The organism is Burkholderia sp. BCC1640 (assembly GCF_902833125.1).
GTDB classification, from domain to species: Bacteria; Pseudomonadota; Gammaproteobacteria; order Burkholderiales; family Burkholderiaceae; genus Burkholderia; species Burkholderia diffusa.
This window is the reverse complement of the sequence record NZ_CADFEF010000010.1, coordinates 53,163-77,935: the sequence shown is the minus strand read 5'-3', so window position 1 is coordinate 77,935 and position 24,773 is coordinate 53,163. Positions and strand designations below refer to the sequence as shown.

Annotated in this window: 25 protein-coding genes; 11 read left to right on the top strand and 14 right to left on the bottom strand. The window is 66.5% G+C overall.

The annotated features are described in order from the left end of the window. Positions 1–5 precede the first annotated feature (5 nt). The 4 genes from HWX25_RS13285 to HWX25_RS13270 form a co-directional block, all read right to left on the bottom strand. Positions 6–1,592 (bottom strand): DHA2 family efflux MFS transporter permease subunit, encoded by a 1,587-nt coding sequence (locus tag HWX25_RS13285; RefSeq protein ID WP_059819552.1) that lies wholly within the window; start codon positions 1,590–1,592, stop codon positions 6–8. Further along, positions 1,589–2,872: a nucleotide disphospho-sugar-binding domain-containing protein gene (locus HWX25_RS13280; protein ID WP_175908770.1), complete on the bottom strand. Its 1,284-nt coding sequence runs from the start codon at positions 2,870–2,872 to the stop codon at positions 1,589–1,591. The genes HWX25_RS13285 and HWX25_RS13280 overlap by 4 nt, the downstream gene beginning before the upstream one ends. A gap of 17 nt (positions 2,873–2,889) precedes the next feature. Next, positions 2,890–3,459: an isoprenylcysteine carboxylmethyltransferase family protein gene (locus tag HWX25_RS13275; protein WP_175908769.1), complete on the bottom strand. Its 570-nt coding sequence runs from the start codon at positions 3,457–3,459 to the stop codon at positions 2,890–2,892. Between the two features lie 67 nt (positions 3,460–3,526). After that, positions 3,527–4,429, bottom strand: a complete 903-nt coding sequence (locus HWX25_RS13270) for an alpha/beta hydrolase (RefSeq protein ID WP_175908768.1) — start codon at positions 4,427–4,429, stop codon at positions 3,527–3,529. A gap of 721 nt (positions 4,430–5,150) precedes the next feature. On the opposite strand from HWX25_RS13270, the gene betI reads away from it, so the two are divergent. From betI to betA, 3 genes are read left to right on the top strand one after another with little or no spacing between them, the layout of a single operon-like run. Then, on the top strand, positions 5,151–5,735 hold the full coding sequence (betI, locus tag HWX25_RS13265) for a transcriptional regulator BetI (protein ID WP_175908767.1): 585 nt from the start codon (positions 5,151–5,153) through the stop codon (positions 5,733–5,735). A gap of 32 nt (positions 5,736–5,767) precedes the next feature. Continuing rightward, positions 5,768–7,237: a betaine-aldehyde dehydrogenase gene (gene betB, locus HWX25_RS13260; RefSeq protein ID WP_175908766.1), complete on the top strand. Its 1,470-nt coding sequence runs from the start codon at positions 5,768–5,770 to the stop codon at positions 7,235–7,237. A 22-nt stretch (positions 7,238–7,259) separates the two neighbouring features. Then, entirely contained in the window at positions 7,260–8,960 is a 1,701-nt protein-coding gene (betA, locus tag HWX25_RS13255) for a choline dehydrogenase (RefSeq protein WP_059534150.1), read from the top strand. A 77-nt stretch (positions 8,961–9,037) separates the two neighbouring features. Here the strand turns inward: betA and HWX25_RS13250 are convergent, their stop codons facing one another. From HWX25_RS13250 to HWX25_RS13225, 6 genes are all read right to left on the bottom strand, one after another. Continuing rightward, a complete protein-coding gene (locus HWX25_RS13250) occupies positions 9,038–10,147 on the bottom strand; it encodes a hypothetical protein (protein WP_175908765.1) in 1,110 nt (369 codons plus the stop codon). 222 nt (positions 10,148–10,369) lie between these two features. Next, positions 10,370–10,873 carry a hypothetical protein gene (locus HWX25_RS13245; RefSeq protein WP_059534146.1) on the bottom strand — a complete coding sequence of 168 codons (504 nt, stop codon included), beginning with the start codon at positions 10,871–10,873 and terminating at the stop codon, positions 10,370–10,372. A gap of 123 nt (positions 10,874–10,996) precedes the next feature. Next, complete coding sequence (locus HWX25_RS13240) at positions 10,997–11,821, bottom strand: OmpW family outer membrane protein (RefSeq protein ID WP_175908764.1); 825 nt, start codon at positions 11,819–11,821, stop codon at positions 10,997–10,999. Between the two features lie 73 nt (positions 11,822–11,894). Then, on the bottom strand, positions 11,895–13,148 hold the full coding sequence (locus tag HWX25_RS13235; protein ID WP_175908763.1) for a DUF2957 domain-containing protein: 1,254 nt from the start codon (positions 13,146–13,148) through the stop codon (positions 11,895–11,897). 74 nt (positions 13,149–13,222) lie between these two features. Next, the gene (locus HWX25_RS13230; RefSeq protein ID WP_175908762.1) at positions 13,223–14,836 is read right to left on the bottom strand and encodes a DUF2957 domain-containing protein; all 1,614 of its coding nucleotides are present in this window, start codon (positions 14,834–14,836) and stop codon (positions 13,223–13,225) included. Between the two features lie 627 nt (positions 14,837–15,463). Next, complete coding sequence (locus HWX25_RS13225) at positions 15,464–15,760, bottom strand: cupin domain-containing protein (protein ID WP_059534137.1); 297 nt, start codon at positions 15,758–15,760, stop codon at positions 15,464–15,466. Between the two features lie 429 nt (positions 15,761–16,189). On the opposite strand from HWX25_RS13225, the gene HWX25_RS13220 reads away from it, so the two are divergent. From HWX25_RS13220 to HWX25_RS13210, 3 genes are all read left to right on the top strand, one after another. Further along, the gene (locus HWX25_RS13220) at positions 16,190–17,134 is read left to right on the top strand and encodes an ABC transporter ATP-binding protein (protein WP_059688969.1); all 945 of its coding nucleotides are present in this window, start codon (positions 16,190–16,192) and stop codon (positions 17,132–17,134) included. A gap of 5 nt (positions 17,135–17,139) precedes the next feature. After that, positions 17,140–17,910 carry an ABC transporter permease gene (locus HWX25_RS13215; RefSeq protein ID WP_059534134.1) on the top strand — a complete coding sequence of 257 codons (771 nt, stop codon included), beginning with the start codon at positions 17,140–17,142 and terminating at the stop codon, positions 17,908–17,910. A gap of 150 nt (positions 17,911–18,060) precedes the next feature. Then, the gene (locus HWX25_RS13210) at positions 18,061–18,762 is read left to right on the top strand and encodes an MBL fold metallo-hydrolase (RefSeq protein WP_059600272.1); all 702 of its coding nucleotides are present in this window, start codon (positions 18,061–18,063) and stop codon (positions 18,760–18,762) included. A 49-nt stretch (positions 18,763–18,811) separates the two neighbouring features. On the opposite strand, the gene HWX25_RS13205 is transcribed toward HWX25_RS13210, so the two are convergent. After that, positions 18,812–19,042: a hypothetical protein gene (locus HWX25_RS13205; protein WP_059805456.1), complete on the bottom strand. Its 231-nt coding sequence runs from the start codon at positions 19,040–19,042 to the stop codon at positions 18,812–18,814. A gap of 367 nt (positions 19,043–19,409) precedes the next feature. Here HWX25_RS13205 and HWX25_RS13200 point away from each other — a divergent pair, with 367 nt between their 5' ends. The 4 genes from HWX25_RS13200 to HWX25_RS13185 all read left to right on the top strand — a co-directional run bounded on the left by HWX25_RS13200 (position 19,410) and on the right by HWX25_RS13185 (position 22,475). After that, the gene (locus tag HWX25_RS13200) at positions 19,410–19,841 is read left to right on the top strand and encodes a YciI family protein (protein ID WP_175908761.1); all 432 of its coding nucleotides are present in this window, start codon (positions 19,410–19,412) and stop codon (positions 19,839–19,841) included. 132 nt (positions 19,842–19,973) lie between these two features. Continuing rightward, a complete protein-coding gene (locus HWX25_RS13195) occupies positions 19,974–20,780 on the top strand; it encodes a DinB family protein (protein ID WP_175908760.1) in 807 nt (268 codons plus the stop codon). Beyond that, positions 20,777–21,508, top strand: a complete 732-nt coding sequence (locus HWX25_RS13190; protein WP_175908759.1) for an alpha/beta hydrolase — start codon at positions 20,777–20,779, stop codon at positions 21,506–21,508. The genes HWX25_RS13195 and HWX25_RS13190 overlap by 4 nt, the downstream gene beginning before the upstream one ends. A gap of 118 nt (positions 21,509–21,626) precedes the next feature. Then, positions 21,627–22,475: an alpha/beta hydrolase family protein gene (locus HWX25_RS13185; RefSeq protein ID WP_175908758.1), complete on the top strand. Its 849-nt coding sequence runs from the start codon at positions 21,627–21,629 to the stop codon at positions 22,473–22,475. 58 nt (positions 22,476–22,533) lie between these two features. Here HWX25_RS13185 and HWX25_RS13180 read toward each other — a convergent pair whose 3' ends face one another. Beyond that, a complete protein-coding gene (locus HWX25_RS13180) occupies positions 22,534–22,764 on the bottom strand; it encodes a hypothetical protein (protein ID WP_059534347.1) in 231 nt (76 codons plus the stop codon). A gap of 281 nt (positions 22,765–23,045) precedes the next feature. After that, positions 23,046–23,951, bottom strand: a complete 906-nt coding sequence (locus HWX25_RS13175; protein ID WP_175908757.1) for a hypothetical protein — start codon at positions 23,949–23,951, stop codon at positions 23,046–23,048. Between the two features lie 78 nt (positions 23,952–24,029). Here HWX25_RS13175 and HWX25_RS13170 point away from each other — a divergent pair, with 78 nt between their 5' ends. Next, positions 24,030–24,368, top strand: a complete 339-nt coding sequence (locus HWX25_RS13170) for a helix-turn-helix transcriptional regulator (protein ID WP_175908756.1) — start codon at positions 24,030–24,032, stop codon at positions 24,366–24,368. Positions 24,369–24,408: 40 nt separating this feature from the next. Here HWX25_RS13170 and HWX25_RS13165 read toward each other — a convergent pair whose 3' ends face one another. Next, complete coding sequence (locus HWX25_RS13165; RefSeq protein WP_175908755.1) at positions 24,409–24,684, bottom strand: hypothetical protein; 276 nt, start codon at positions 24,682–24,684, stop codon at positions 24,409–24,411. Positions 24,685–24,773: the final 89 nt, after the last annotated feature.

Sequence of the window (24,773 nt, the reverse complement as noted above, 5' to 3'; positions counted from 1 at the left end):
TCTCCTCAATGTCCGAACGAAGCCGCCGCGCCGCGCTTCGGCCGCGTGAGCCACATCATCGCGGCGAGCACGAGGCAGGTCATGCTCGCCATCCAGAACATGTCGCCCGTCGCCATCATGTACGCCTGCTGCATCACGACCTGGTGCAGCGTGGATAGCTCGCGCACGCCGTCCACGCCCATCGCGTTCAGCGTGTGCACGAAGCGCTGCGTGTTCGTCGATGCGTGCGTGACCGATTGCGACACGACGTCGTAGTGATAGGTCGCACGGTTGTCCCACAGCGTCACGCTCATCGCGGTGCCGAACGCGGCCGACAGCGTGCGCAGGAAGTTCGACAGGCTCGACGCGGCCGCGAGCCGGTCGTCCGGAATGCGCGACAGCGTCGCGGCGGTCAGCGGAATGAAGAAACACGGCAGCCCGATCCCCTGGATCAGCCCGGGCGCGGCGATCTGCGCGAACGTCATCTTCAGCGTGAAATGCGCGTCCCACGCGAGCACGGCCGCGAACACGAGAAAGCCGAAGGTCGCGAGCACGCGCGCGTCGAAGCGGTGTGCGTGCAGGCCGACGAGAATCGAGAACACGAGCGCGAGCACGCCGAGCGACGCGGTGGCGAGCCCCGCGTGGAACGCGTTGTAACCCATCACCGCCTGCATCCACAGCGGGAACACGACGCCCACTACCGAGAAACTCATCATCCCGAGCGAGATGATCAGCACGCAGAACGAGAACGTGCGGTCGCGAAACAGGCTCAGGTCGACGACCGGATGGGCCTCGCCCGCCTCCCAGATCAGCAGCGACACGATCGCGAGCCCCGCAACCACCGCGAGCGTGACGATCAGCGGCGAATCGAACCAGCCCTTGTCGTGGCCGAGATCGAGCATCGCCTGCAGCGAACCGACACCGATCACGAGCAGCACGATGCCCGGCACGTCGATCGGGCCGGCCGCGCCGCGCTGCGCGTCGGGGCGCAGCATCGCGGTGCAGACCGCGAACGAGAACAGCCCGATCGGCAAGTTGATCAGGAAGATCCACGGCCACGAGAAGCTGTCGACGATCCAGCCGCCGACCACCGGCCCGAAGATCGGCGCGAGCAGCACTGTCATCGCCCATAGCGCGAGCGCGACGGTGCGCTTGTCCGGCGGGAACGTGCGCAGCAGGATCGTCTGCGACAGCGGCACCATCGGCCCGGAGCACAGCCCCTGGAGCGCGCGGCAGACCACCAGCACGTGCAGATCGCGCGCGAGGCCGCACAGCAGCGACGTCAGCGTGAACAGCAGCACCGCGCCGACGAACAACCGCAGCTCGCCGACGCGCCGCGCGAGCCAGCCGGTCAGCGGCACCGCGATCGCGGCCGCGACCGAATACGAACTGATCACCCACGTGCCCTGGCTGTTCGAGACGCCGAGACTGCCCGAGATCGCGGGCACCGCGACGTTGGTGACGGTCGAGTCGAGCACTTCGATGAAGGTCGCGAGCGACAGCGCGAACGTCAGCAGCGCGAGCCGCGCGCCGCGCACCGGCGGCGCAACGGGTGCGGGTTCGCTCGCGTCGAAGACGGCGGGTGTGTCCCGAAGCGGCGATGCCGTGCTCATGTGCCCGCCATCGCGACAACGGGCCGCGAGATCGCGCGTCCGTGGCTCGGCGCGAAGCGCTCGATGTAATCGGCAGCCGTTTCGCAGCCGTCCGGCGCCGCGTGAATCAGCGCACGCGTGCGTTCGGCATGCACGGAGAATTCGGGTTCATCCAGCACGCGCGCGAGCGCCGCACCGAGACGCACGCCGTCGACCGCACCGTCGACGCGCACGCCGGCGCCGCTAGCCGCGACGCGCTGCGCGTTGTCGAACTGGTCGTGCGCGAACGGCGTCACGACCTGCGGAATTCCGGCTTCGAACGCGAGCGCCGCGGTGCCGATCCCGCCGTGATGCACGAGTGCGCGGCAACGCGGCAGCAGCGTGCGCATCGGCACGAAGCGACGCACCAGCAGCCGGTCGCCGTCCGGTGCCACATCGTGCGGGCTCAACAGGATGCCGCGCGCGCCGGTGGCATGCAGCGCGCCCGCGACCGTGCGCGCATATGCTGCGTGATCGACCAGCGTCGATCCGGCGGTGAAGACCACGGGCGGCTCGCCGGCGGCGAGAAACGCGTCGAGCGCGCGATCGCGGTCGGGTGTCGCGACGTCGTTGAACAGCGGAAAGCCGCTTTGCAGAACGCCAGCAGGCCAGTCGCGCTGCGCCGGGGCGAACCAGTCGGGAAACAGGCACAGCACACCGTCGGTCGAATGCAGCCAGCGTCCGAGCACGCGCCGCGCGGGCGCAAGACCGAGGTCGCGGCGCACCGCGTTGAGCGCCGGCCCGCACACGCGGTCGAGCACCTGTCGCTCGATCAGCGTCATCAGCGCCGCCTTCACCGGCAGCGGCCAGCGCGCGGGAATCGTCAGGCGCGGATGCGTCGGCGGCACATGCGCGGACAACAGCGTCGACGGCGACACCTGCACCGACACATACGGCGTGCCGTGCAACTCCTGCATGAAGCGCGCGGAAAACGCCCACAACGTGCCGACCAGCACGGTGTCGCGATCGGTCAGCGTGCGCAGCGTGTCGTAATGCGGGCGCAGCACCGGCGCGATCACCTGCCACAGCGTGCGGAACGACGTGCGCGGATCCCACAGCGCCGGGTTCGCCATCGCGGCCTCGTACTCGGCCGCCGTGCCGACCGGCACGAACGTGAAGCCGCAGCGGCGCGCGGCCGCCGCGAACGGCGGATGCGTGCAGAACACGACGTCGTGGCCGCGCAACGCGAGCGCGCGTGCGACGCCGAGCAGCGGATGCACGTCGCCCGCCGAGCCGATCGCGGTCACGATCACCTTCGCCATCGCGCGCCTCGCGGGGGTCAGTAGAAGCCGGGGATCAGCGCCGCGACCTCGCGGCGATACTGCGTGTACGCCGGCCCGAAATGACCGGTGAGCCAGCTCTCCTCGACGCGTACCTTGTATGCGAGCGAAGCGAACACGAGCGCGACGCCGAACGCGCCGCGCCACTCGCCGCCGATCAGCGCGGCGCCGACCAACGCGATCAGGCAGCCGGTGTAGATCGGATGGCGCACGAGGCCGTACGGGCCGGTGCGGACGAGTTCGTGGTTTTCCTTCAGCGTGACGGACACGCTCCAGTTCGTGCCGAGATGCAGCCGCGCCCACACGGAGAACAGCAGCCCCGCGACGAGCACCGCGAGCCCGCATTGCGCCTGCAGGCCGAAGCGCTGCCAGTCGGGCACGAGTGCCTGCCACGACGGATCGGGCAGGATGATCAGCGCGCCGCCGACGATCAGCGGAATCGACTGCAGCGTGCGCGAGCGCGACGCCTCCTTGCGCACGGTCGTCTTCACGGCCTGGGACGTCATGATCCAATAGGCGAGCCACGCGGCCCAGGGAACGACGATGGCGATGGTCTGAACGATATTCACGGCTGGCCTGCCTCGTGTGGAAGAGAATTCGGATGCGCCCGGTGTGCCCGGTGCGCGACGTGCTGCGTCATGACGACAGCGCCGGCATCGGCGCGGACACGCATGCGTGCGCGGCGCCGAGCGCGATGCCCGCGGCGACGGGCGGCGTGTCGCAGAAGAAGTCGAGCAGCGCCGCGCGCGTGGTTTCGCGCTGCGCGCGGCCTTCGATGTCGAGGAAATGGCCGGCGTCGGGAATCGTCGCGAAGCGCGCGCGCGGGACGTGCCCGGCGAGCTGGCGGACATCGGCCGGCGTCGTGTATTCGTCGCGCTCGCCGTTCAGGAACAGCAGCTCGCAGCCGATGTTCGAGAACTCGCTCAGGTAGCGCTCCGGCTGCAGCGACAGGATCTGGTCGACGTGGAACGCGACCTGGTCCTGCTCGTCGCGCGGCAGGCGCGTCAGATAGCGGTAGTTGTACAGCTTCATGATGCGCGGCAGGTAGCGGCCGACCGTATCGTTCAGCAGCTGCGCAGCCTTCAGGTTCTCGCCGGCGGCGATGTGGTCGCGTGCGCGCGTCACGTAGTCGATCATCGCGTCGTTCAGGAACGGCGAGAACGAGCAGATCGCCGCGCGCCGCACGCTCGGGCAGCCGCGCGCGAGCGCGAACAGCGACGCGACGCCGCCCCACGACACCGATACGAGGAACGCCGGCGCGAAGCGCTCGACCAGATGCTGGAGGATCGCGGCCTCGTCGTCCTTGGTCAGGATGAAGCAGCCGGGGTTGTGCTGGCGCGACTGCCCCGCATACGGCAGGTCGAAGCAGATCGTGTTCATCCGCTCGCCGAGATACTGGACGGTCTGCCCGAACGATGCGGTCGTTGCGAGCGCGCCGTTGACGAGCATCGCCGTGTCGAACGACGGATCGAACACGTTCCGTTCGACGTAGACCTTCAGACCATTCGGTAGCGGGACCACGTATTTTTCGGTCGGCATCGTCGTTCTCCGGTGGATGCGGCGTCTCGGCGTCGCGGCATGCTGCAGGTGCGCAATGGCGGGCGCCGGCGCTGTCGCGATCGTTGGCCGCGCCCATTGCCGACGCACCGCGGGAAAAACCCGCGGCGCCGATTCATTCCTTTTGGTTCGGCGCCATACTAATACGGGCAATATTACTTACTCAAGTCATTCCAACGATCCCCTCTACTCCATCTGGAAATAGGCTCGATTCAAATATTTTTGGCATTTTTTATGGTAGACGGACTCGATCACGGGTTGATGGCAATCGTTTGCGATCAAGCCGATAAACGATCTAAAACCCACCATATTTCCTTTAAATTCAATGTGATATGAAGTTTCAATCGATCGATTGAAACGAATTCCATGAAATTCCCTATGCCGGTACGCGAGATCAGAATTTTCGGATTTCCGAAAATCTCACATAGCTCGACATTCTTTCGACGTGTAATAAATCGAATCGGGAAACTTTCCAAACCATTGAGCCATCTTTTCGGAAATCGTTTTAAACAAACTTCAATTTATTTAACCTCCTTTCAATTCGTTTTTCCGCACCTGCACAATCGCAGCGGCAGCATCTGCCCCCCCTAATCGACCTCCCGATTTCCCGTCGGACCCCGATTTTTTGTTGATTGAACGTTCAATAAAAAACCGCTAAGCTCTCGACTTCCAGGAACGGCCCGTCCGGGCGAAGGGAGTCGCGATGCCGAAAGTCGGAATGCGGGAGATTCGTCGCGCACAGTTGATCGACGCGACGCTGCGCTCGATCGACGAGGCCGGCCTGCCCGGCACGACACTCGCATCGGTCGCGCAGCGCGCGAACATCTCGACGGGTATCGTCAGCCATTACTTCGGCGACAAGGACGGCCTGCTCGAAGCCACGATGCGGCACGTCCTGCGCGATCTGTGGGTGGCCACCACGCGCCGCCGCGTCGCGGCACGCAAGGACCCGCGTTCCCGGCTGCGCGCGATCGTCGCCGCGAACTTCGACGACACGCAGGTCAGCGCGCCCGTGATGAAGACCTGGCTCGCGTTCTGGTCGCAGAGCATGCACGACGCGATGCTCAAGCGCCTGCAGCACGTCAACACGCGGCGCCTCCATTCGAATCTGTGCGCGGAATTCGCGAAGGCGTTGCCGCGCGCGAAGGCGCGGGAAGCCGCCAGCGGCCTCGCCGCACTGATCGACGGCCTGTGGCTGCGCGGCGCGCTCGCCGGCGGCCCGATCGACACACGGGCTGCACTGAAGCTCGCCCACAATTACATCGACCTGCTGCTCGCGTCGGACTGACGCGTCACGCAGTCGCCCTCAAGGAGATTCTCATGTCCGTATACGGTTTGCAGCGCCTCTACATCGGCGGCGGTTACGTCGACGCCACCAGCGGCAAGACTTTCGATACCTTCGATCCCGCCACGGGCGAACTGCTCGCGCAGGTGCAGCAGGCGAGCGCGGCCGACGTCGACCGCGCGGTCGCATCGGCGCAGGAAGGCCAGCGTGAATGGGCCGCGATGACCGCGATGCAGCGCTCGCGTATCTTGCGCCGCGCGGTCGACCTGCTGCGCGAACGCAACGACGAACTCGCGGCGATCGAGACGCGCGACACCGGCAAGCCGATCGGCGAGACGCTCGCGGTCGACATCGTCACCGGCGCGGACGTGATCGAGTACTACGCGGGCCTCGCGACCGCGATCGAGGGGCTGCAGGTGCCGCTGCGCGCCGAGTCGTTCGTCTATACGCGCCGCGAGCCGCTCGGCGTGTGCGCGGGTATCGGTGCATGGAACTACCCGATCCAGATCGCATGCTGGAAGACGGCGCCCGCGCTCGCGGCCGGCAATGCGATGGTGTTCAAGCCGAGCGAAGTCACGCCGCTCACCGCGCTGAAGCTCGCCGAAATCTATACGGAAGCCGGCGTGCCGGCCGGCGTGTTCAACGTCGTGCAGGGCGACGGTTCGGTCGGCGCGCTGCTGACGGGCCATCCGGACATCGCGAAGGTGTCGTTCACCGGCGGCGTCGAGACCGGCAAGAAGGTGATGTCGCTCGCAGGCGCATCGTCGCTGAAGGAAGTGACGATGGAGCTCGGCGGCAAGTCGCCGCTGATCGTGTTCGAGGACGCCGATCTCGATCGCGCCGCCGACATCGCGGTCACCGCCAACTTCTTCAGCTCGGGCCAGGTCTGCACCAACGGCACGCGCGTGTTCGTGCACAGATCGGTCAAGGACGCATTCACGCAGAAGGTGCTCGAACGCGTGAAGCGCATTCGCGTCGGCAAGCCGACCGATGCCGACACCAACTTCGGCCCGCTCGTGTCGGCCGCGCAGCTCGACAAGGTGCTCGGCTTCATCGAGAGCGGCAAGGCCGAGGGCGCGAAGCTGCTCGCGGGCGGCACGCGCCTGACCGACGGCCACTTCGGCAACGGCCAGTACGTCGCGCCGACCGTGTTCGGCGACTGCCGCGACGATATGAAGATCGTCCGCGAAGAAATTTTCGGGCCGGTGATGAGCATCCTCGATTTTGAATCTGAGGACGAAGTGATTGCCCGCGCGAACGACACGCACTACGGCCTCGCGGCCGGCGTCGTGACCGAAAACCTGTCGCGCGCGCATCGCACGATCCACCGCCTCGAAGCCGGCATCTGCTGGATCAACACGTGGGGCGAATCGCCGGCCGAGATGCCGGTTGGCGGATACAAGCAATCCGGTGTCGGACGCGAGAACGGCATCACGACGCTCGAACACTACACTCGAATCAAATCGGTACAGGTCGAGCTCGGCCGCTACAACCCGGTGTTTTGAGAACGACAGGAGATACACCGTCATGACGACACGCGAATACGACTACATCATCTGCGGCGCCGGTTCCGCGGGCAACGTGCTCGCGACGCGACTGACGGAAGATCCGAACGTCACGGTGCTGCTGCTCGAAGCGGGCGGCCCCGACTACCGCTTCGACTTCCGTACGCAGATGCCGGCGGCACTCGCCTATCCGCTGCAGGGCCGTCGCTACAACTGGGCCTACGAGACCGACCCCGAGCCGCACATGGACAACCGCCGGATGGAATGCGGCCGCGGCAAGGGGCTCGGCGGCTCGTCGCTGATCAACGGGATGTGCTACATCCGCGGCAACGCGCTCGACTACGACAACTGGTCGACGCACAAGGGGCTCGAGAACTGGACGTATCTCGACTGCCTGCCGTACTTCAAGAAGGCCGAGACGCGCGACGTCGGCCCGAACGACTATCACGGCGGCGACGGCCCCGTGTCGGTCACGACCAGCAAGCCGGGCGTGAACCCGCTGTTCGAGGCGATGGTCGATGCGGGCGTGCAGGCCGGCTATCCGCGCACCGATGACCTGAACGGCTATCAGCAGGAAGGCTTCGGCCCGATGGACCGCACCGTCACGCCGAAGGGCCGCCGCGCGAGCACCGCGCGCGGCTACCTCGACCAGGCGAAGGTGCGGCCGAACCTCGAGATCGTCACGCATGCGCTCGCCGACCGCATCCTGTTCGACGGCAAGCGCGCATCGGGCGTCACGTACCTGCGCGGCAGCGAGCGCGCGACCGCGCATGCGCGCCGCGAAGTGCTCGTGTGCAGCGGCGCGATCGCGTCGCCGCAGTTGCTGCAGCGCTCGGGCGTCGGCCCCGGCGCGTGGCTGAAGGAACTCGACATCCCCGTCGTGCTCGATCTGCCCGGCGTCGGCCAGAACCTGCAGGATCACCTGGAGATGTACATCCAGTACGAGTGCAAGGAGCCGGTGTCGCTGTATCCGGCGCTCAAGTGGTGGAACCAGCCGAAGATCGGCCTCGAATGGATGCTGAACGGCACCGGCCTCGGCGCGACCAACCACTTTGAGGCGGGCGGCTTCATCCGCACGCGCGACGACGATCTGTGGCCGAACATCCAGTATCACTTCCTGCCCGTCGCAATCAACTACAACGGCTCGAACGCGATCGAAATGCACGGCTTCCAGGCGCACGTCGGCTCGATGCGTTCGCCGAGCCGCGGCCGCGTGAAACTGCGCTCGCGCGATCCGAACGATCACCCGAGCATCCTGTTCAACTACATGGCCGAATCGCTCGACTGGCGTGAGTTCCGCGATGCGATCCGTGCAACGCGCGAGATCATGCGGCAGCCCGCGCTCGACCGCTATCGCGGCCGCGAGCTGAACCCGGGTGCCGACTGCAAGACCGACAAGGAACTCGACGCGTTCGTGCGGGCCCGCGCGGAAACCGCGTTCCATCCGTCGTGCTCGTGCAAGATGGGTTACGACGACATGGCCGTGGTCGACGAGGAAGGTCGCGTGCACGGGCTCGAAGGGCTGCGTGTGGTCGATGCATCGATCATGCCGATCATCACGACCGGCAACCTGAACGCGCCGACGATCATGATCGCGGAGAAGATCGCCGACAAGATTCGCGGTCGCACGCCGCTGGCGCGGGTGGATGTGCCTTACTTCGTCGCGAACGGCGCGATGGCGCGCAATATCGCGAAGGCGGTGCGGCAGCCGGAGACGGCGTAACCGCGCAAGCGCCCTCCCCGGGGCGCGACAGCAACGTGCACGGCTCGCGGCGTTCTCGCCGCGGGCCGTTTTTCATTTCATTGGCTGCTCTCGCCCCCCGTGCTGAAGCGCGTGATCGCAGCCCCCCTCGGCCGCACGCGTTTCGCGCGCACGATCGGATTCGATCGCGACGTCAGGCTCATCGCGCCGCCCAGACGCTCGAACGCGACATCCTCCTTCATCCCGAAGCGGCCGACCGCCGGCCACGCGAGCACTTCATCGAGCCACGCCTGCCACGCGTCGCCATGAAAGCGGCGCGCGAACTCGCGCACCATGCCCGGCGTCGCGATCACGATGCCTGCCAGCAGGTAATACGCCCAGAAACTGCCTGCGCCGACGAGCCGGTCGAGCCGGCACACGGACACCGCCGCGAGCAGTCCATCGACCGACGCGAGATCGGAGCGTCGTTCACGAATCGCGCGCGCAACCAGATTGTGCCGACCGCCGTACGCGGTGAAGGACATCCCCTTGCCGGCGGCAAGCTCCGCGCAGTACATCGCGAGTGCGGCCATCTCGTCGATGCGCGCTGCGTCGTCGCGCGGCCCGCAAACGCGCAGCACGATCGCGTCGATGACGGCCCCTGGCCCGGCCGACGGCGCCACACAGGCCGCGGCGACGGCCGCATGTCGTTCTCTCAGGTTCTTCGCAGGCGGCGCCTCGCCGTTCGCGAGTCGCTCACGCATTTCGTGCCCGCCGACTTCGTCGCTGCCGGGTCCGACGCCGCCGGCAATCCGCTCGAGCGCGGCCCAGCCGTCGTTCGGATCGTCGAAGGCCCACGCATCGATGAAACCATGCGCCGCATCGAATACCGCGCGCGATCCGGGGCAGCACCGTTCCGCGTGCGCGAGCTGCCGCGCGTCGGGAACGTGCATGCACGCATCGGTCGTATCGCACGCGCAACCGCCGCCGTCCGTTGCAACCCACGGCGCGAGTTCGTGCAGGACGGCGATCGCTTCATGCGACAGGTTCGCGCCGGCACGCACGCGTGCCGCGTGCGTCGGCGTGGCGGCCGTCGCGCCGACGTCGTCCGTCGCCACGCACGCCGCTTCGTTCAGGTGTTCGATCAGGTACTGCAGCCACGCGGCCGTGCGCAGCCGGTCGGGCGTCGCAGCGCGGGCATCGCCATACTTCGCTGGGTCGGTGAGCATGGGTGGTCCGGAATGATTGTTTTATGTCGTTCGAAGCAGGCGGCACGGTGCATCGCACCAGCCGCTGCATGGCCGCCCGCATCGGATCGCGAAGCAGGCGGCCGGCCGGTCGTCACGCCGATACGCGCGACGACGCGAATGCATCGCGAAACCGGAACACCCGCCGCGCATCGTTGCACGGCCCTCATCCCTGGCGGGCGCCCGGTTCCGATCGCGCGACGCTTACTGCACGTGGAACTTCGGCGACGTGGCGACCGTGCCGCTGACCGTGCAGTCCGGCGTCAACACCGCGTTGTTGAACGTCAGCGACGAGTTCGGATCGCTCCACGTCGTCACGACCTTGCTCGGCCCGCAGGCGCCGAGCAGCGAAACGGTCACCTTCGCGTTGTTGATCGACAGTTGCGTCGTGCTGTCGGCCTGGCCCGTCCACGGCGATGCGCTGGTCGCGCTGCCGCTGATCAGGCCGCACGTCGCGGCGCCCGTAAACGTCGTCGACGTGATGTTGACGATGCCCGTCGAGGAGATCGTGCCGTTGAACGTCGCGTTGCAGGTCGCGTTGATCGAGCCCTTGGCCAGGACCGTGAGGCCCGTCGCGGAGAACGGCTCCCCGTTCGGGTTCATGGCCTGCCCGTCGGCACGCGAGACGGTCACGGCGAAAGCAGGCGCGGCCGAAACCGCGGTGAATGCCACTGCAGCAACAAGCGATACGATTTTGCGAATGCTCATTTGAACTGCCCCCTCTCTCTTCACAAATGGCGGCATGCCGCCAGGAACGCGACGCCCCGGCCGGATCGGTCCGGCCGCTCGGTCGCAGGAAGTCGCCGGCGTGCGCAATGCACGCCGGACGGCTCAGAACTTGTAGGAAATCCCGACGAAGGTGATCAGCGGATCGGCCTTCAGCCGCGTGCGCGTGGTCGCGAGCGTCGAACCGTCGGCAGCCTTGATCACGAGCGACGAGTAAGTCTTCAGCGGCATGTAGGTCAGCGTCGCCGTCAGCCCCCAATGCTTGTCGATCGCATAGCTCGCGCCGACGTTGTAGACCGGCGTGAACGACGACGATGCCTTGCCCTCCACCGACGTCGGCCCCGGCTTGCCGGCGCCGGCCGCGAGCACGCTGCCGAGGTTCTCGTTGATGTCCCGCGCGAAGTTGCCGTTCAGTTCGATGTTGCTGAACCAGCTGTAGGCCACGCCGATCCCGACGAACGGGCGGAACTTCGCGGTCGGTGCATTGAAGTAGTACTGCAGAATGATCGTCGGGCTCCATTGCCGCGCATTCCTCACGGCCGGCTGATTCGACGGATTGTCCATGTTGACGCTGCCGAGCGAACCGGCCGGGCCCGGTGGCCGGATCACACCGTGCCCGGTCAGCGTGAACTCGGGCGGCACGCCGAGCACCGACGTCACCGCGATATGGTCGGTGAAGAAGTGCGTGAGCGTGAGGCCGACCGTATCGGCGTTGTTGACCGTCAGGCTGGTGCCCGGCGACGTGAACGACCCGGGCAGCCGCAGCGGCCCGTTGATCGGCATGCTCGCGAGATTCGTCGTCAGCCCGTTGGTCGAATCCTGCGGCATGATGTGCAGCCAGCCCAGCGTCGCGACGTTGTCGCCCGCCTGCTGGGCCGATGCGAGCGTCGACACGCCTGCGACGACACCCGCGACAATCAGCTTCTTCATGAAGTCTCCCCCTCGTTCTTTCGGAGCGCCGCGCAGCCATGCGCGACGCCGCCGTGTCTCCATCCGCGTGTGATCACTGCACGAACGCGCCGACCGTGAAGTACGGATTGCTCGTATCGGCCATGTCGAGGAACCCGAACACGCCGCCCGTGAACACGAATTTGCCGGTCGCCGGCCCCGACGCCGCGTCCGCGTGCACGGTCGTCACGACGCCCGGCACCTTCTGCGTGTAATCGAGGTTCAGCGCGCGCGTGAGCGCGGCCTGAGACGCGTTGAACGGATCGAGCAGCGTCGCCTGCGCACCGACGAGCGCGGTCGCGCGGTAGTTGAACGCGCTGTCGACACCCGTGTACTCGCCGTTCTGCGAGCCTTGGGCGATGGCCGTCTGCGGGCTCAGGAACGAGATGCCCGATTCGTCGTCCGCGCTCGGCGGGCCCTGCGTGAGGTCCGCGTTCGCGGCACCTGTGCGGATGAAGACCGGCACGAGCTGGTTACGCAGCTTGCCGACGATCAGCATGCCCTTGCCGGCCTTCGCCGGATCGAGCGCGGCGAGGGTGGGCGGGATCTGCGGCTGGTAGTTCAGCGACTGGAACGCCGGCGCATCGGGGCGCAGCGTGAACGGCTGGTTCACGGTCGCACTCGATACGAGCGGCTGCCCGCCGTTCTTCTTGCCGAAGTTGTCGGTCTCGACGTAGCTGCCGTCCGCGTTGATCGTCACCTGCTGGTCGAGCGCCACCGGCTGGAAGTTCTGCGACGGCACCTGGTGGTAGCCGAGCTGGTTGTACGTGCCGGCGATCTTCGTCAGATCGGTTTCGAGCGACGAAAAGCTGATGAACGGATAGTACGGAAACGTCGTCTTCGGAATCTTGCCCACGCCGATCACGCCGTCGAACTGGATCGTCGCGCCCGGAATCGCGCCACCCAGCACGCCGTCACCGAGGAACAGGCGCGCCGGCCGGCTCGGGTCGAGGCTCGCGTTCTGCATCCGGAACGTGCACTGGTTCAGCTTTATGGTCGGCAAGCCGGTTTCGTCGGCCAGCGTGCCGTCGACGACGTTGGCCGGCGCCGTGTCGCGCGTCGGCTGCACCGTGCCGGTGGTCGTCGGCACCGGCGATGCGAGGTAGGTCATCCGGTACGTCATCTTCGTCGTGTCGAGCTGCACCTTCACGAGCTCGCCCGAGCCGGATCCGCCGATGAACACCGTGTTGTAGTCGATCGTCTGCGGGCACAGCCGGACCACCGGTGCGGGCGGCGGGTCGCCGTCGCCACCGCACGCGACCAGCACGGGCGCGAGCGACGCCGCGGCCATCCAATGCTTCACATTCATAGGAATCCTTTTGAATTTCGATTCGCCGGCGGCGACGCGTGCGCCGCCGGTGTTCCGTGTTAGGTGTGCCGCCGTTACTGGACGAACGCGCCGACCGTGAAGAACGGGTTGACCTTGTTGTTGTTGACGACCATCGCGTAGATGTTCCCGGCCGTCACGAGCCAGCCGGTGTCGCCCTTGCTGAAGATCGCCACGTTGCCGTTCGCCCCCTTCGCGTTGAAGTCCTGCGAGGCCGTGACCTTGATCTTGCCGGGCGTGGCCTGCGTGTAGTCGAGCGCGAACTGCGACGTGACCGACGACGTCTGCGGGTCGATGAACGCCGCGGTGGCGCCCTGGAACAGCGTCGACGTATAGTTCGCGGCCATCGTCGATACGGCGGTACCGTCATTGCAACTGCCGGCCTGTGCCAGGAAGAAGGTGCCGTCGAACGTGCCGGGCAGATCCGGATGCGGGATGTTGTTGTTGAAGCTCGGCCCCGCCGTCGCGATCGCGAACGTCGCTGTGCTGGGCGCCACGACGCCGCACGCGGACGCGCTCGTTGCGCCGATGAAACCGCCCTTCAACGAATTGGCCGCGACGGCCGTGGTCCGCGACAGCATCGAGATCCCGACCTCGGCATCGGCGACCGACGCCAGCAGGTTGCTCGCGTCGATATGCGTGTAGCCCACGCGAATCACGACCGGCACCAGCACGCCGTTCAGCTTGCCGACGATCATGATGCCCTTCGCCTGACTCGGCGCGACGATGACGATCGCCGAGCCCTGCCCCGCGAACGGATAGATGAGGCTGCCGCCCGCGTTCGCCAGCGGATGGCTCACGAACACGTTGTCGGACGAACCGTCCGCGTTCTTGCGCAACGCCCACGGCGTTCCGGTGGTCTGGCACGAGTAGTCGCTGCCTGCCGTGATGGTGCACGAGCCGTCGGCGTTGAACGTCTGGTTCCAGTTGACGACATCGGGTTGCCAGCCGACCGCCCCCGTGCTGCTCTGCGCGCTGCCGCCGACCGGCGACAGGTGGATGCCGAGTTCGTTGTAATTCCCTGCGACCTTCGAGAAGTCGGTTTCGGTGTCGGTGAAGCCGATGAACGGATAGAAATCGAAGGTGCGCGACGGCACGGTGCCGAGCACGACGCCGGGGAACGGCTCGAGACCGGCGAACGCGATCGTCGCACCCGGAATCCCGCCGCCGACCACCCCGTTGCCGACGAACAGCATCGGCGGATCCGCGCGATTTATCGTCACCGCATACGCGCCGTCGCTCGTCGCGCCGCTGTCGAGCACGAACGCGCAGCGGTTCTGCTCGGCGGTCGGCAGATTGGTCGGATGGTGGAATGCACCGCTGATCGTCAGGCCCGCACGCGTGTTGTTGACCTGCCCCGCCGACGTCGGCACCGACGATTCGATGAACTGCATCTGGTAGGTGAGCTTCGTCGTGTCGAACTTCACCTTCACGTATTCGCCGCTGCCGGCGCCGCCCGTGTAGGTCGTCGTGTAGTCGAGCGAATCCGGGCACAGCTTCGTCACGACGGGCGGCGTCGTTTCCGCGCCGCTCGGCCCGCATGCGCTGCCCGAGCACTGCGGCACGTTGATCGGGCCCGGATCGTCGCCGCCGCCGCAACCGGCAACGAACGGCAGCGCCAGCACGGCGCACGACAGGATCGCCTTCCGCCAATCAGGAATGCAAAGCATCAACCCCTCCTTGTGAGGTAAGACAGGTCTCGCCCGAACGGGCTGCGTGGCCCGCCGGTTGGTATCGCGCCGTCGCGACGACGCGCGGCGCATGACGATGCGCGCAATGCGCGCCGCGTCGCCGGTCACGCGAATGCGATCAGGACCGACGCGGCAGGCAAGCGCTATCCGGCGCCGCCGTCATGCGGCACGGCGCCATCGGGGAAATCGAAATGGAATGTGGTGCGTCGCTACAGCGACAACGCGATGCGATGACGCAGGCAGCACGCGATGCGCGTCGTGCCCGCATCCGGCGAAAAGCAGGAAAACGGCGATGCGACAAGGCCCTCGGATAGGCGTCTCATGTATTGGTCTCCGTACGTACGCTTGATTCGTTATCGTGATGCGTCGTTTGTCGAGACTATGAGCGGACGCTACGCACAAGTAAATGGATGCAGAGTTCCAAACGCGCCGAACCGCGCGATCCTAGTGCGAGCATGGTGTTTGACAATTTTTCAAACAGCCTTCAATTTATTTGCTCAGACAAATACCGAGACTGTATAACGCGCGTTTGAATGTCGGCGGTCGACCTCGTGCAAGGCCCGGCGTGCGGGCCTCCGGCGACCGCACGCATGCCGTGACGCAAACTCACACGTCGATGATCGCGAGCGTGCCGTGACTGCCCGGCAGCACCGCGTGGCGCAAGCCGGCGACCGCGAGGTACATCTGCCCGGCCTCGACGACGACCGTCTTCGCGTCGACCTCGAGCATCAGCCTGCCATCGAGCACCAGCAGCCCTTCGTTGTAGTCGTGCACTTCCGCTTCGTACGGCTGCGCGTCCATGCGCAGCACCTTGATCCGGGCGGGCCCGACTTCGCCGACGATCGTGGATTTCCATGCAACGGCCTGCGCGGCCGCGACAGACTTGAAATCGATCAAAGACATGCGTTTCGCTCCGGGACGTGAAAGGTACGCATTATCGCGAGCGCGGCGCACGCCGTCCCGGTACGGCGCGACGGCGTTCGGGCGGCACAGTCGGCCTGCGGCGCGCCACGCTGTCGCGCGCAAGCGCGATCATTGTCCGATTGCCCGAAAACCGCACGCATTGTTCGCCCGATTCAAATAAAGCATCGCTTTATTGAATGACTCACACAAATTTGCCGCAAATCCGGCACCCGCATCGCACGTCCTTTGCGTCGAAATGCATTTCCATCTTCCGATTGCTAATATGGCGGTCCTGCGATCCCGCACCACAACGCCGTTCGACATGACGCCCGTTCGCCATGCCGCGCTCGACACCGGCCGCTTCGCAGCGGTGGCGCCGGGCACGCGCGGCGCACAGCGTCGAACCGACCGGCCGTGCCATCCGTGAGCATGCAACCGATCCTTTCCGTCTCCGACCTCTCCAAGACTTACGCGTCCGGCTTCCAGGCGCTAAAGCACGTGACCCTCGACATCCGCCCCGGCGAGATCTTCGCGCTGCTCGGGCCGAACGGCGCGGGCAAGACCACGCTGATCGGCTCGATCTGCGGCATCGTCACGCCGACCGAAGGCCGCGTGACGGTCGGCGGGCACGACATCCGCGATCAATACCGCGCCGCCCGCGAAATGATCGGCCTCGTGCCGCAGGAGCTGACGACCGACGCGTTCGAAACCGTCTGGGCAACCGTATCGTTCAGCCGCGGCCTGTTCGGCAAGGCGCCCGATCCGGCGCACATCGAGAAGACGCTGAAGGCGCTGTCGCTGTGGGAAAAGCGCGACAACAAGCTGATGACGCTCTCGGGCGGCATGAAGCGCCGCGTGATGATCGCGAAGGCGCTGTCGCACGAGCCGCGCATCCTGTTCCTCGACGAACCGACGGCCGGCGTCGATGTCGAGCTGCGCCGCGACATGTGGAAGCTGGTCGACTCGCTGCGCGAAAGCGGCGTGACGATCCTGCTGACCACGCACTACATCGAGGAAGCCGAGGAAATGGCCGACCGGATCGGCATCATCCTCGGCGGCGAGCTCGTGCTCGTCGAAGAGAAGCGCGAGCTGATGCGCAAGCTCGGCAAGAAGCAGCTGACGGTGCAGCTCGAGCATCCGCTCGCGACCGTGCCGGGCGAACTCGCTGCGTTCGGGCTCGAACGCGCGGACGACGGCGCCGCGCTCGTCTACACGTACGACTCGCAGCGCGACGACGCGAGCATCGCGAAGCTGATCAACGCGCTCGGCTCGGCCGGCATCGGCTTTCGCGACCTGCATACGACGCAGAGCTCGCTCGAGGACATTTTCGTCAGCCTGATCGACAACCGCCGCAACGGCACACAAGGGGCCTAACGCACATGGCGAACTGGAATTTCCACGGCATCCGCGCGATCTACCGCGCCGAAATGGCCCGCACGCGCCGCACGCTGATGCAGAGCATCATCGCGCCGGTGATCTCGACGTCGCTGTACTTCGTCGTGTTCGGCTCGGCGATCGGCTCGCGCATCAGCGACGTGAACGGGATCGGCTACGGGTCGTTCATCGTGCCGGGCCTCGTGATGCTGTCGCTGCTGTCGCAGAGCATCTCGAACGCGTCGTTCGGCATCTACTTCCCGCGCTTCACGGGCACGATCTACGAGATATTGTCCGCGCCCGTGTCGTACTGGGAGATCGTGATCGCGTACGTGGGTGCGGCCGCGTCGAAGTCGTTGCTGCTCGGGTTGATCATCCTCGCGACGGCCGGCCTGTTCGTGCCGCTGCACATCCTGCATCCGTTCTGGATGGTGCTGTTCCTCGTGCTGACGTCGATCACCTTCAGCCTGTTCGGCTTCGTGATCGGCATCTGGGCCGACAGCTTCGAGAAGCTGCAGCTCGTGCCGCTCCTGATCATCACGCCGCTCACGTTCCTCGGCGGCAGCTTCTATTCGGTCGACATGCTGCCGCCCGCATGGCGCATCGTCACGCTGTTCAACCCGATCGTCTATCTGATCAGCGGCTTCCGCTGGTCGTTCTACGGGCTGGCCGACGTGCACGTGGGGATCAGCCTCGCGGCCACCTCGCTGTTCCTCGCGATCCTGCTCGCGATCGTCGCGTGGATGTTCCGCACCGGCTACAAGCTGAAGAACTGACGCGGCGCGCCACGGGGTTGCCCCGGTTCGCGGATCCGGAGCGGCGCTGCTAGACTGGATCGGAAGATCGACTGCCGCCGTCTGCCGCACCGCAACGCGCGGTGCGCGGGCGGCGCGGCGCCCGCCCCCTTCCCTGCGCGAGGATCCCCGATGAGCGCCTCCCGAATCGACGCCGTCCGCGACGGCCTGTTTCGCGCCACGTCCTACGTCGACACGCTGAACCTGAGCTTCAGCCAGTTCTTCGTACGATCGTCGCACGGCGACGTGCTGTGCGTCGAAACGGGCACGCGCTCCAACTTCACGCAACTGAGCGCGGCGCTCGACACCGTCGGCATCGCGCCGTCGATGGTCAGCAACGTGATCGTCCCGCACTTCGAGGCCGACGAAATGGGCGCGCTGCCCGACTTCCTCGCGGCCAACCCGGCGCTCGTCGCGTACGGACATCCGATGTGTACATGGGGGCTCGCCGACGTGTTCGGCGTGCGCGCGATTCCGTTGAAGGACGGCGAGCCGACGACGCTGTCGGGCATCGACGTCGTGCCGGTCTTCACGAAGCACGTGCATCAGTGGGATGCGCTCGTCGTGTATCTGCCGGCGTACAAGGCACTGCTGTCGTCGGACATCCTGATGCGCTTCGGCAGGGAGGAGACCGACGACCCGCTGCCGGCGATCCTCGACGCGATCACGCGCTCGGACTACCTGCCGTCGCTCGCGCACCTGGCGAGCGCGCTGCGCCGCATCCAGGCGCTCGATCTCGACATCATCCTGCCGATGCACGGCCCGGCGATCACGCACGACATTGCGCGCGTGATCGCCGGTGTGATCGCGTATTGCGAGGCGGCCGCGGCGTAACGCACGCGCTGCCGCGTGCGGCCGCCGGACGCCGGCCGCCCGTCGCCGATCAGACGCCGGTCACGACGAATTCGGCGGCCGCCTTGCTCTGGATAGCGGCCATCACCGCGAGTTCGCGCTTGCTGCGCGGCTCGCCGGATATGACGCCCGTCGCATGCTTGGCCTTCGCGCCGAGCGGGAAGAACACGAACGACGCGCCGGCCGGCGCATCCGGCTCGGCACGCAGGCGTTTGTTCAGAATCTTCAGGTACTTTTTCTTCGAGACTTCCTTCGTTGCCATGGCGCCCTCCACATGAACGTGATGCTGACCAGCATACCAGTTTTGCCCCAGGGCTCCGACGCGCCGCCGCACGATCGCCCCGTACCGGAATCGGCCGGCTTGCGCGACTCGCCGCGCCGCGCCGCGGCCGTTACCGGTGCCATTCACATCCGGTCGCACGCGCGAGCGAATCGTCCACGCCGGGCGCCTCGTCCGTTACGTGATGCTGCGAACGCCTGCCGCCTCCCCGTCGTCGGCGATCAAATTTTTTGCAGGCGATGTCGATTCGCGCGATCGTCACGCGTCGTAGTGTCGTAACCGATCGTTTTGCCGTCCGCACGGCCGGCCGATTGCGGATTCCCCCTTTCCCGTTCAAGGAGTAGCGACAATGCGCGTCATGGTGATCGTCAAGGCAACGGCCTTTTCCGAAGCGGGCACGATGCCCGATACCGAACTGCTGGCCGCGATGGGCCAGTACAACGAGGCACTCGTGAAGGCCGGCGTGATGCTGGCCGGCGAAGGGCTGCACCCGAGTTCGCGCGGCAAGCGCGTGCACTTCTCCGGCAAGGACCGGACCGTCATCGACGGCCCGTTCGCCGAGACCAAGGAACTGATCGCCGGCTACTGGTTGTGGCAGGTGAGTTCGATGGAAGAAGCCATCGAGTGGGTCAAGCGCTGCCCGAATCCGATGCCCACCGAATCGGACATCGAGATCCGCCAGGTCTTCTCGCCCGAGGACTTCGGCGAGGCATTCACGCCGGAACTGCAGGAACAGGAAGCACGGCTGCGCGCGGAGTTGGACGCCAAGCACGGCGCGTAAGGGTAGCCCGGCCGGGGCGCAGCAGCGCAATCGAAACAGGCGCCCTGGCCGAATCCTCTGCATAAACGGATTGACGGCGCCTCGCCGAGTAACGTATCGTTTTGATACGTTACTCGGCGAGGCCTTGTCATCATGCATTCTCGTTTCGACCGCTTTCGCGCGACACCCCTCGGCGTGCAGCTCGAAGCGCTGATTACGCAACCCGGACGCTATGTCGAATTCGCGGCGCTGTCGCGAGTCGGCGTCGCGGCGATCGGCGCGATCCAGCACGAGATCGCGCACAAATTCCCCGAAATTGAAGCTGATACGACCGCCCGACAGTTCTGCGGCGCGATGGTCGCCGACGTGATGCGCCGCCACGGGCACGACGTCGTGCAGGCGCGCGGCCGGATCGGCGGCGCGTTGTTCAGCTACGGCGCGGTATTCAGCGCGTTTCCGCTGGTGTTGCCGTTCGCCGACGTCGTCGCCACGCTGGCCGCGATGCCCGACCGGGTCGCCGCATATACCGCGCACGTTCCCGCCGCGCTGATCACGCGCCGCCCCGCCGGCACAGGCTTCTCGCTCGTCGAGCATGCATGCCACCTGCGCGACCTCGACACGGTGTTCGCCGAACGCATCGAAGTCGTGCGTGCGCACGAACTGCCGGTGATCGCCTCCGTCGACGGGACGGCACTCGCCGCGCAGCGCGACTACCTTGCACAGCCGCTCGACGACGCGCTTGCCGCGTTCCGCACCGGGCGCGCCGCGCTATGCGCGACGGCCACCGCGCTGCGGCCGTCGGAACTTGCGCGCTGCGGGCTGCGCGACGGCATCCGCCGGATGTCGCTCGACGAGCTCGTGCGCGAACTGCTCGACCACGATCGCACCCACGTGCTCGAACTCGACGAACTGCTCGCCGAACTCGAATTGCCGCCCCTTCCGTCGTCAACCGCCCAATGAGCCCGCCCACCCCGCCCGTCGTCTTCGTCCACGGTTTCATCGGCACGTTCGACGTGCCCGAATGGCCCGGCCCGCATCTCGCCCCCGACCTGCTCGGCTACGGCATCCATCGCGACGCGCCGTTCGACGCGATCACGCTCGCCGCACAGGTCGAGCATCTGCGGCAGGCCATCGACGCCCACTTCGGTGCGCAGCCGGTCGATATCGTCGGTCACTCCGTCGGCGGTGCGATCGCGATGCTGTTCGCTCATGCGCATCCAGCGCGCGTGCGCCGGATCGTCAACGTCGAAGGCAACTTCACGCTCGACGATGCGTTCTGGTCGGCGTCGGTCAGTCGCATGTCGGCCGCGCAAGCCGACGCGATGCTCGACGGCCTGCGCGGCGATCCGTTCGGTTGGTTGCGCGGCTCGATCGACGATCCGTCGCCACGCCAGCTCGTCGATGCACGCCGCTGGCTCGCACATCAGCCGGCGTCGACGCTGCGCGCGATGGGACGCTCGGTCGTCGCGACGACGGGCGAACCCGAATATCTGCAGGCGCTCGCCGACGTATTCGAGCGCCATCCGGTGTGGCTCGTCGCGGGTGAACGCTCGCGTGCGGGCTGGCACGTGCCGGACTGGGCGCTCGCGCGCTGTGCCGGCTTCGAAACGATCGCCGGCTGCGGGCACCTGATACCGGCCGAGCGGCCCGCCGCGTTCCGGGAGACGCTCGCGCGCCGTCTCGCCTGACGCGGACGGTCGCCCGGCTGCGCGCCCGCCACCTGACAATCCGTAGGTTTCGCCGAAATATGGCTGAAAGGGACGATTGCTAGAGTCGCTGAACAGGGTTTTCCCGATGCGAGGCTCCATGAATCTGGTACGCGCGTTCTGGCTACTGCTGCTGCTCGCTGCCGCGGGCCCGGCCCTCGCCTATCAGGCGCGGGTCGTCGCGATTCCGAGTGCCGCGATGAACCAGACGCTGAAGGCGACCGTCGTGCTGCCCGACGACTACGCACGCCTGCGCCACGGCCCGGAACGCGGCGTCGAGCGCTTTCCGGTCGTCTACCTGTTGCACGGCTCCGGCGGCGACCACACCGACTGGACCGCGAACACGCACATCGCCGCGTTGGCCGATCGCTACCGCGTGATCCTCGTGATGCCCGACGGCGGGCACGAAAGCTGGTACATCGACAGCCCGTTCGATTCAGGCAGCCGTTACGAAACCTTCGTCGGCGACGAAGTCGTGTCGTATGTCGACATGCACTTCAGAACGATCGCGACCAAGGGCGCGCGCGCCATCACCGGGCTCAGCATGGGCGGCTTCGGCGCGCTGCGCATCGCGCTCGACCGGGCCGACACCTTCGGCGCGGTCGGCAGCATCAGCGGCGCGGTTGATCCGCGCTGCTGCGAGGACGAACCGGGCATCGACCACGTATTCGGCGACCCCGGCCGCCATCCGTCATTCTGGAACCGCAACGCGATCGTCGAAAACGCGCGCGCGTTCGTTCGCGCGCATCTGGACCTGACGATCGACTGCGGCCGCGACGACTCGTTCGTCGGCTCGAACCGCACGCTGCATCAACGACTCGTCGCGCTCGGCGTGCCGCACGACTATGCGGAGCGTCCGGGCGGACATACATGGGACTACTGGGCGCACGCGATCCGCTACCAGATGCAGTTCTTCGCGACGTCGTTCCAGCACGGCGGCTACGCGTAGCATCCGGTCGGCGCGACTCGGCATAAGCAGAAGTGAAAGTGGAAGCCGCGAATCGAGTTCAGTTGCCGTGCGCCGCGTCGGCACTCACCACGCGATCGAAGCACTCCTGCGCACGCGCCAGTTCGTCGAGCGCGCGATCGAGGCGCGACATCGCACGCGCATATTCGGCCGACGAAACGTCGTCGTCGCTTTCGCCGCGCACGGCGCGAAACGCCTGGTCGACGTTGCGCGTCGCTTCGACGAAGCGTTGAGCCGCCTGGGCTTCCCGCGAACAGATGTGGGTCGACATCGACACTTCTCCCTCAGGATTGCAGCGTGAAGCAAGCCGACGCACCACCGTACGTGGTGCGCATGTCGGCGGCGTGAACGACGGCGAGCAGCCTGTCGACACATGCGCGACCGCGCGGCACGCTTCGTGGCGATTGTCGCGCGACGCTTGCCGATCCGCTACGGCGAGATTGCAACAAATTCTTGCGCACGCCCGGATGGCGGCCACATGCATGCGTGTCGTTGCACGCACATTCAGCGATCCTGCTTCGCGTCACGCGCCGCACATGCGCGGCGAGTACGTCATGCGCGCCCGATGCGCGGATGCGCGAGACCGCCGAACGCGGCCGCTTCGCCGGGCGACAGATCGAACAGATCGCCGGTGAGCTCGTGCGGATGCTCGGCCGTGGGCCGGCTGCGCAGTCGCGCGCCATGCGTGGGCGCGACGTAGGCGGCCGCCGTTTCGATCGGCGGCACGTCGAACAGGTCGCGCGTGACGCCGCGCACGGCATCCGTCGGCGAACGGCCGCGCAAGCGCGCGACCAGCTCGACGAAGCGATCGAAATCGCCGGCGCGCGTCGCCTTGTTCACCTCGGCGAGATCGCGCGCCTTCAACACGCACGGCTGCGCGAGCCGCACGAAATACGGCGCTTCGAGTTCGACCGACAGCGCGAGCGGATAGCTCTTACCGGTTTGTTCCTTCGCGCGCCCGATGCAGTCGACCACGGCCGCGCCCTGCGCGACGCCGAGCGGCTTGCCCGTGCTCACGCTGCGCAGGTGATCGGGAAATACGCGCAGTTGCGTGCCGACCGTCAGTGCAGTGGACGATGCGCAGACGAGTGCGTAGTGCTGTTCGCGCCGCCGGCCCGACGGCAGCGTCGAGCGGCTCGCGATGAACGTGTGCGGCGGCAGCGGCCGCACCTGGCCGCTGGCGTCGACCCATGCATTCCACAGCAGCGCGTCCTCGCGCCTACGCTCGCCCGGCCGCGTGCGCGACGCGACCGGCGAAAACAGCGCGAGCAGCGAGCCCGTGCGATGCGCGGCGACTTGCGCGCTGCTGCCGAGCGGCTGGTTGATCCCCCACAGAAAACGCCCGCCCCCGAGCCGGCGCTCCCATTCCTTGCGGAGCACGACGGTCGGCAGTTCCTCGCCGGACTCGGTACCGATCTTCGTCCAGCAGAACGTGGGAGGGAGGTGTTTCAGTGTCATCAACTTTCTCGGGATACAGCCTCGCTGGTGACAGCAAGCCCATTCAACAACCGTAACTGTATAGGTATAATGCATCGCATGGAAGCCCCGGACCACGATTTTCCTGTACAAGACCTGTTACGCCGTCTGATGGCGGACACGCGCTCGTCCAGCGAAATTGCGCGGCTTTCCGGCGTCAGCCAGCCGACCGTGTCGCGCCTTCGGCTTTCGAACGGGCACCGGCTGCGACGCAGCGTGCCATTCAACAAGCTATGCAGTTTCTACGGCGTCGATACCAGCCCGGCGCGCCGCCGGTACAACGACCTGCTGCGCGACGCGATCGTCGACGCCTGGGACGGCTCCGACGAGCACGGGCGCGCGCTGCTGGTCGTGATTCAAGGGTTGAAGGATCTGCAGGCGAAGGCCGACGACGGGTGACCCTCACCGGCGTTCATGAATGGAAGGAAGGCTGAAAGCATCAGCGAGCGGGCGATGACGAAGACGATTCGTCATCGCCCGTTCTGCATCGGCCGATGGAGCGCGAAGCGGCGGCCGGCGCATCGCCGAACACACGTGCCGCCAGCACACCCCACGCGCCGCATCGACGGCGCTTCAAATATTTTTTACTCACGGTTAAAAAAGTTTGACACGCCGTTTTCACTGAGATAACTTTTGCGCAAGCTTCCGGAAAGCAAACGCGAACCGGCAAGCCATCACGATGCGCGGCGCGGCCGAAACCGCCGATCCGTTTCATTCCGTCGCCGCACGCGCGTCGCATCGTGTTTTTCCGCAGCGCAGCACCGCAGCTCGCAACATCCCCGTCTCATCGAATGATGTCGTTCC

What these genes read in the sequence shown, in the direction of transcription:
- HWX25_RS13285 (WP_059819552.1), bottom strand. Translation starts at nt 1,592, where the DNA reads ATGAGCACGGCATCGCCGCTTCGGGACACACCCGCCGTCTTCGACGCG.
- HWX25_RS13280 (WP_175908770.1), bottom strand. Translation starts at nt 2,872, where the DNA reads ATGGCGAAGGTGATCGTGACCGCGATCGGCTCGGCGGGCGACGTGCAT.
- HWX25_RS13270 (WP_175908768.1), bottom strand. Translation starts at nt 4,429, where the DNA reads ATGCCGACCGAAAAATACGTGGTCCCGCTACCGAATGGTCTGAAGGTC.
- betI (WP_175908767.1), top strand. Translation starts at nt 5,151, where the DNA reads ATGCCGAAAGTCGGAATGCGGGAGATTCGTCGCGCACAGTTGATCGAC.
- betB (WP_175908766.1), top strand. Translation starts at nt 5,768, where the DNA reads ATGTCCGTATACGGTTTGCAGCGCCTCTACATCGGCGGCGGTTACGTC.
- betA (WP_059534150.1), top strand. Translation starts at nt 7,260, where the DNA reads ATGACGACACGCGAATACGACTACATCATCTGCGGCGCCGGTTCCGCG.
- HWX25_RS13250 (WP_175908765.1), bottom strand. Translation starts at nt 10,147, where the DNA reads ATGCTCACCGACCCAGCGAAGTATGGCGATGCCCGCGCTGCGACGCCC.
- HWX25_RS13245 (WP_059534146.1), bottom strand. Translation starts at nt 10,873, where the DNA reads ATGAGCATTCGCAAAATCGTATCGCTTGTTGCTGCAGTGGCATTCACC.
- HWX25_RS13240 (WP_175908764.1), bottom strand. Translation starts at nt 11,821, where the DNA reads ATGAAGAAGCTGATTGTCGCGGGTGTCGTCGCAGGCGTGTCGACGCTC.
- HWX25_RS13235 (WP_175908763.1), bottom strand. Translation starts at nt 13,148, where the DNA reads ATGAATGTGAAGCATTGGATGGCCGCGGCGTCGCTCGCGCCCGTGCTG.
- HWX25_RS13230 (WP_175908762.1), bottom strand. Translation starts at nt 14,836, where the DNA reads ATGCTTTGCATTCCTGATTGGCGGAAGGCGATCCTGTCGTGCGCCGTG.
- HWX25_RS13225 (WP_059534137.1), bottom strand. Translation starts at nt 15,760, where the DNA reads ATGTCTTTGATCGATTTCAAGTCTGTCGCGGCCGCGCAGGCCGTTGCA.
- HWX25_RS13220 (WP_059688969.1), top strand. Translation starts at nt 16,190, where the DNA reads ATGCAACCGATCCTTTCCGTCTCCGACCTCTCCAAGACTTACGCGTCC.
- HWX25_RS13215 (WP_059534134.1), top strand. Translation starts at nt 17,140, where the DNA reads ATGGCGAACTGGAATTTCCACGGCATCCGCGCGATCTACCGCGCCGAA.
- HWX25_RS13210 (WP_059600272.1), top strand. Translation starts at nt 18,061, where the DNA reads ATGAGCGCCTCCCGAATCGACGCCGTCCGCGACGGCCTGTTTCGCGCC.
- HWX25_RS13205 (WP_059805456.1), bottom strand. Translation starts at nt 19,042, where the DNA reads ATGGCAACGAAGGAAGTCTCGAAGAAAAAGTACCTGAAGATTCTGAAC.
- HWX25_RS13200 (WP_175908761.1), top strand. Translation starts at nt 19,410, where the DNA reads ATGCGCGTCATGGTGATCGTCAAGGCAACGGCCTTTTCCGAAGCGGGC.
- HWX25_RS13195 (WP_175908760.1), top strand. Translation starts at nt 19,974, where the DNA reads ATGCATTCTCGTTTCGACCGCTTTCGCGCGACACCCCTCGGCGTGCAG.
- HWX25_RS13190 (WP_175908759.1), top strand. Translation starts at nt 20,777, where the DNA reads ATGAGCCCGCCCACCCCGCCCGTCGTCTTCGTCCACGGTTTCATCGGC.
- HWX25_RS13185 (WP_175908758.1), top strand. Translation starts at nt 21,627, where the DNA reads ATGAATCTGGTACGCGCGTTCTGGCTACTGCTGCTGCTCGCTGCCGCG.
- HWX25_RS13180 (WP_059534347.1), bottom strand. Translation starts at nt 22,764, where the DNA reads ATGTCGACCCACATCTGTTCGCGGGAAGCCCAGGCGGCTCAACGCTTC.
- HWX25_RS13175 (WP_175908757.1), bottom strand. Translation starts at nt 23,951, where the DNA reads ATGACACTGAAACACCTCCCTCCCACGTTCTGCTGGACGAAGATCGGT.
- HWX25_RS13170 (WP_175908756.1), top strand. Translation starts at nt 24,030, where the DNA reads ATGGAAGCCCCGGACCACGATTTTCCTGTACAAGACCTGTTACGCCGT.
- HWX25_RS13165 (WP_175908755.1), bottom strand. Translation starts at nt 24,684, where the DNA reads ATGAAACGGATCGGCGGTTTCGGCCGCGCCGCGCATCGTGATGGCTTG.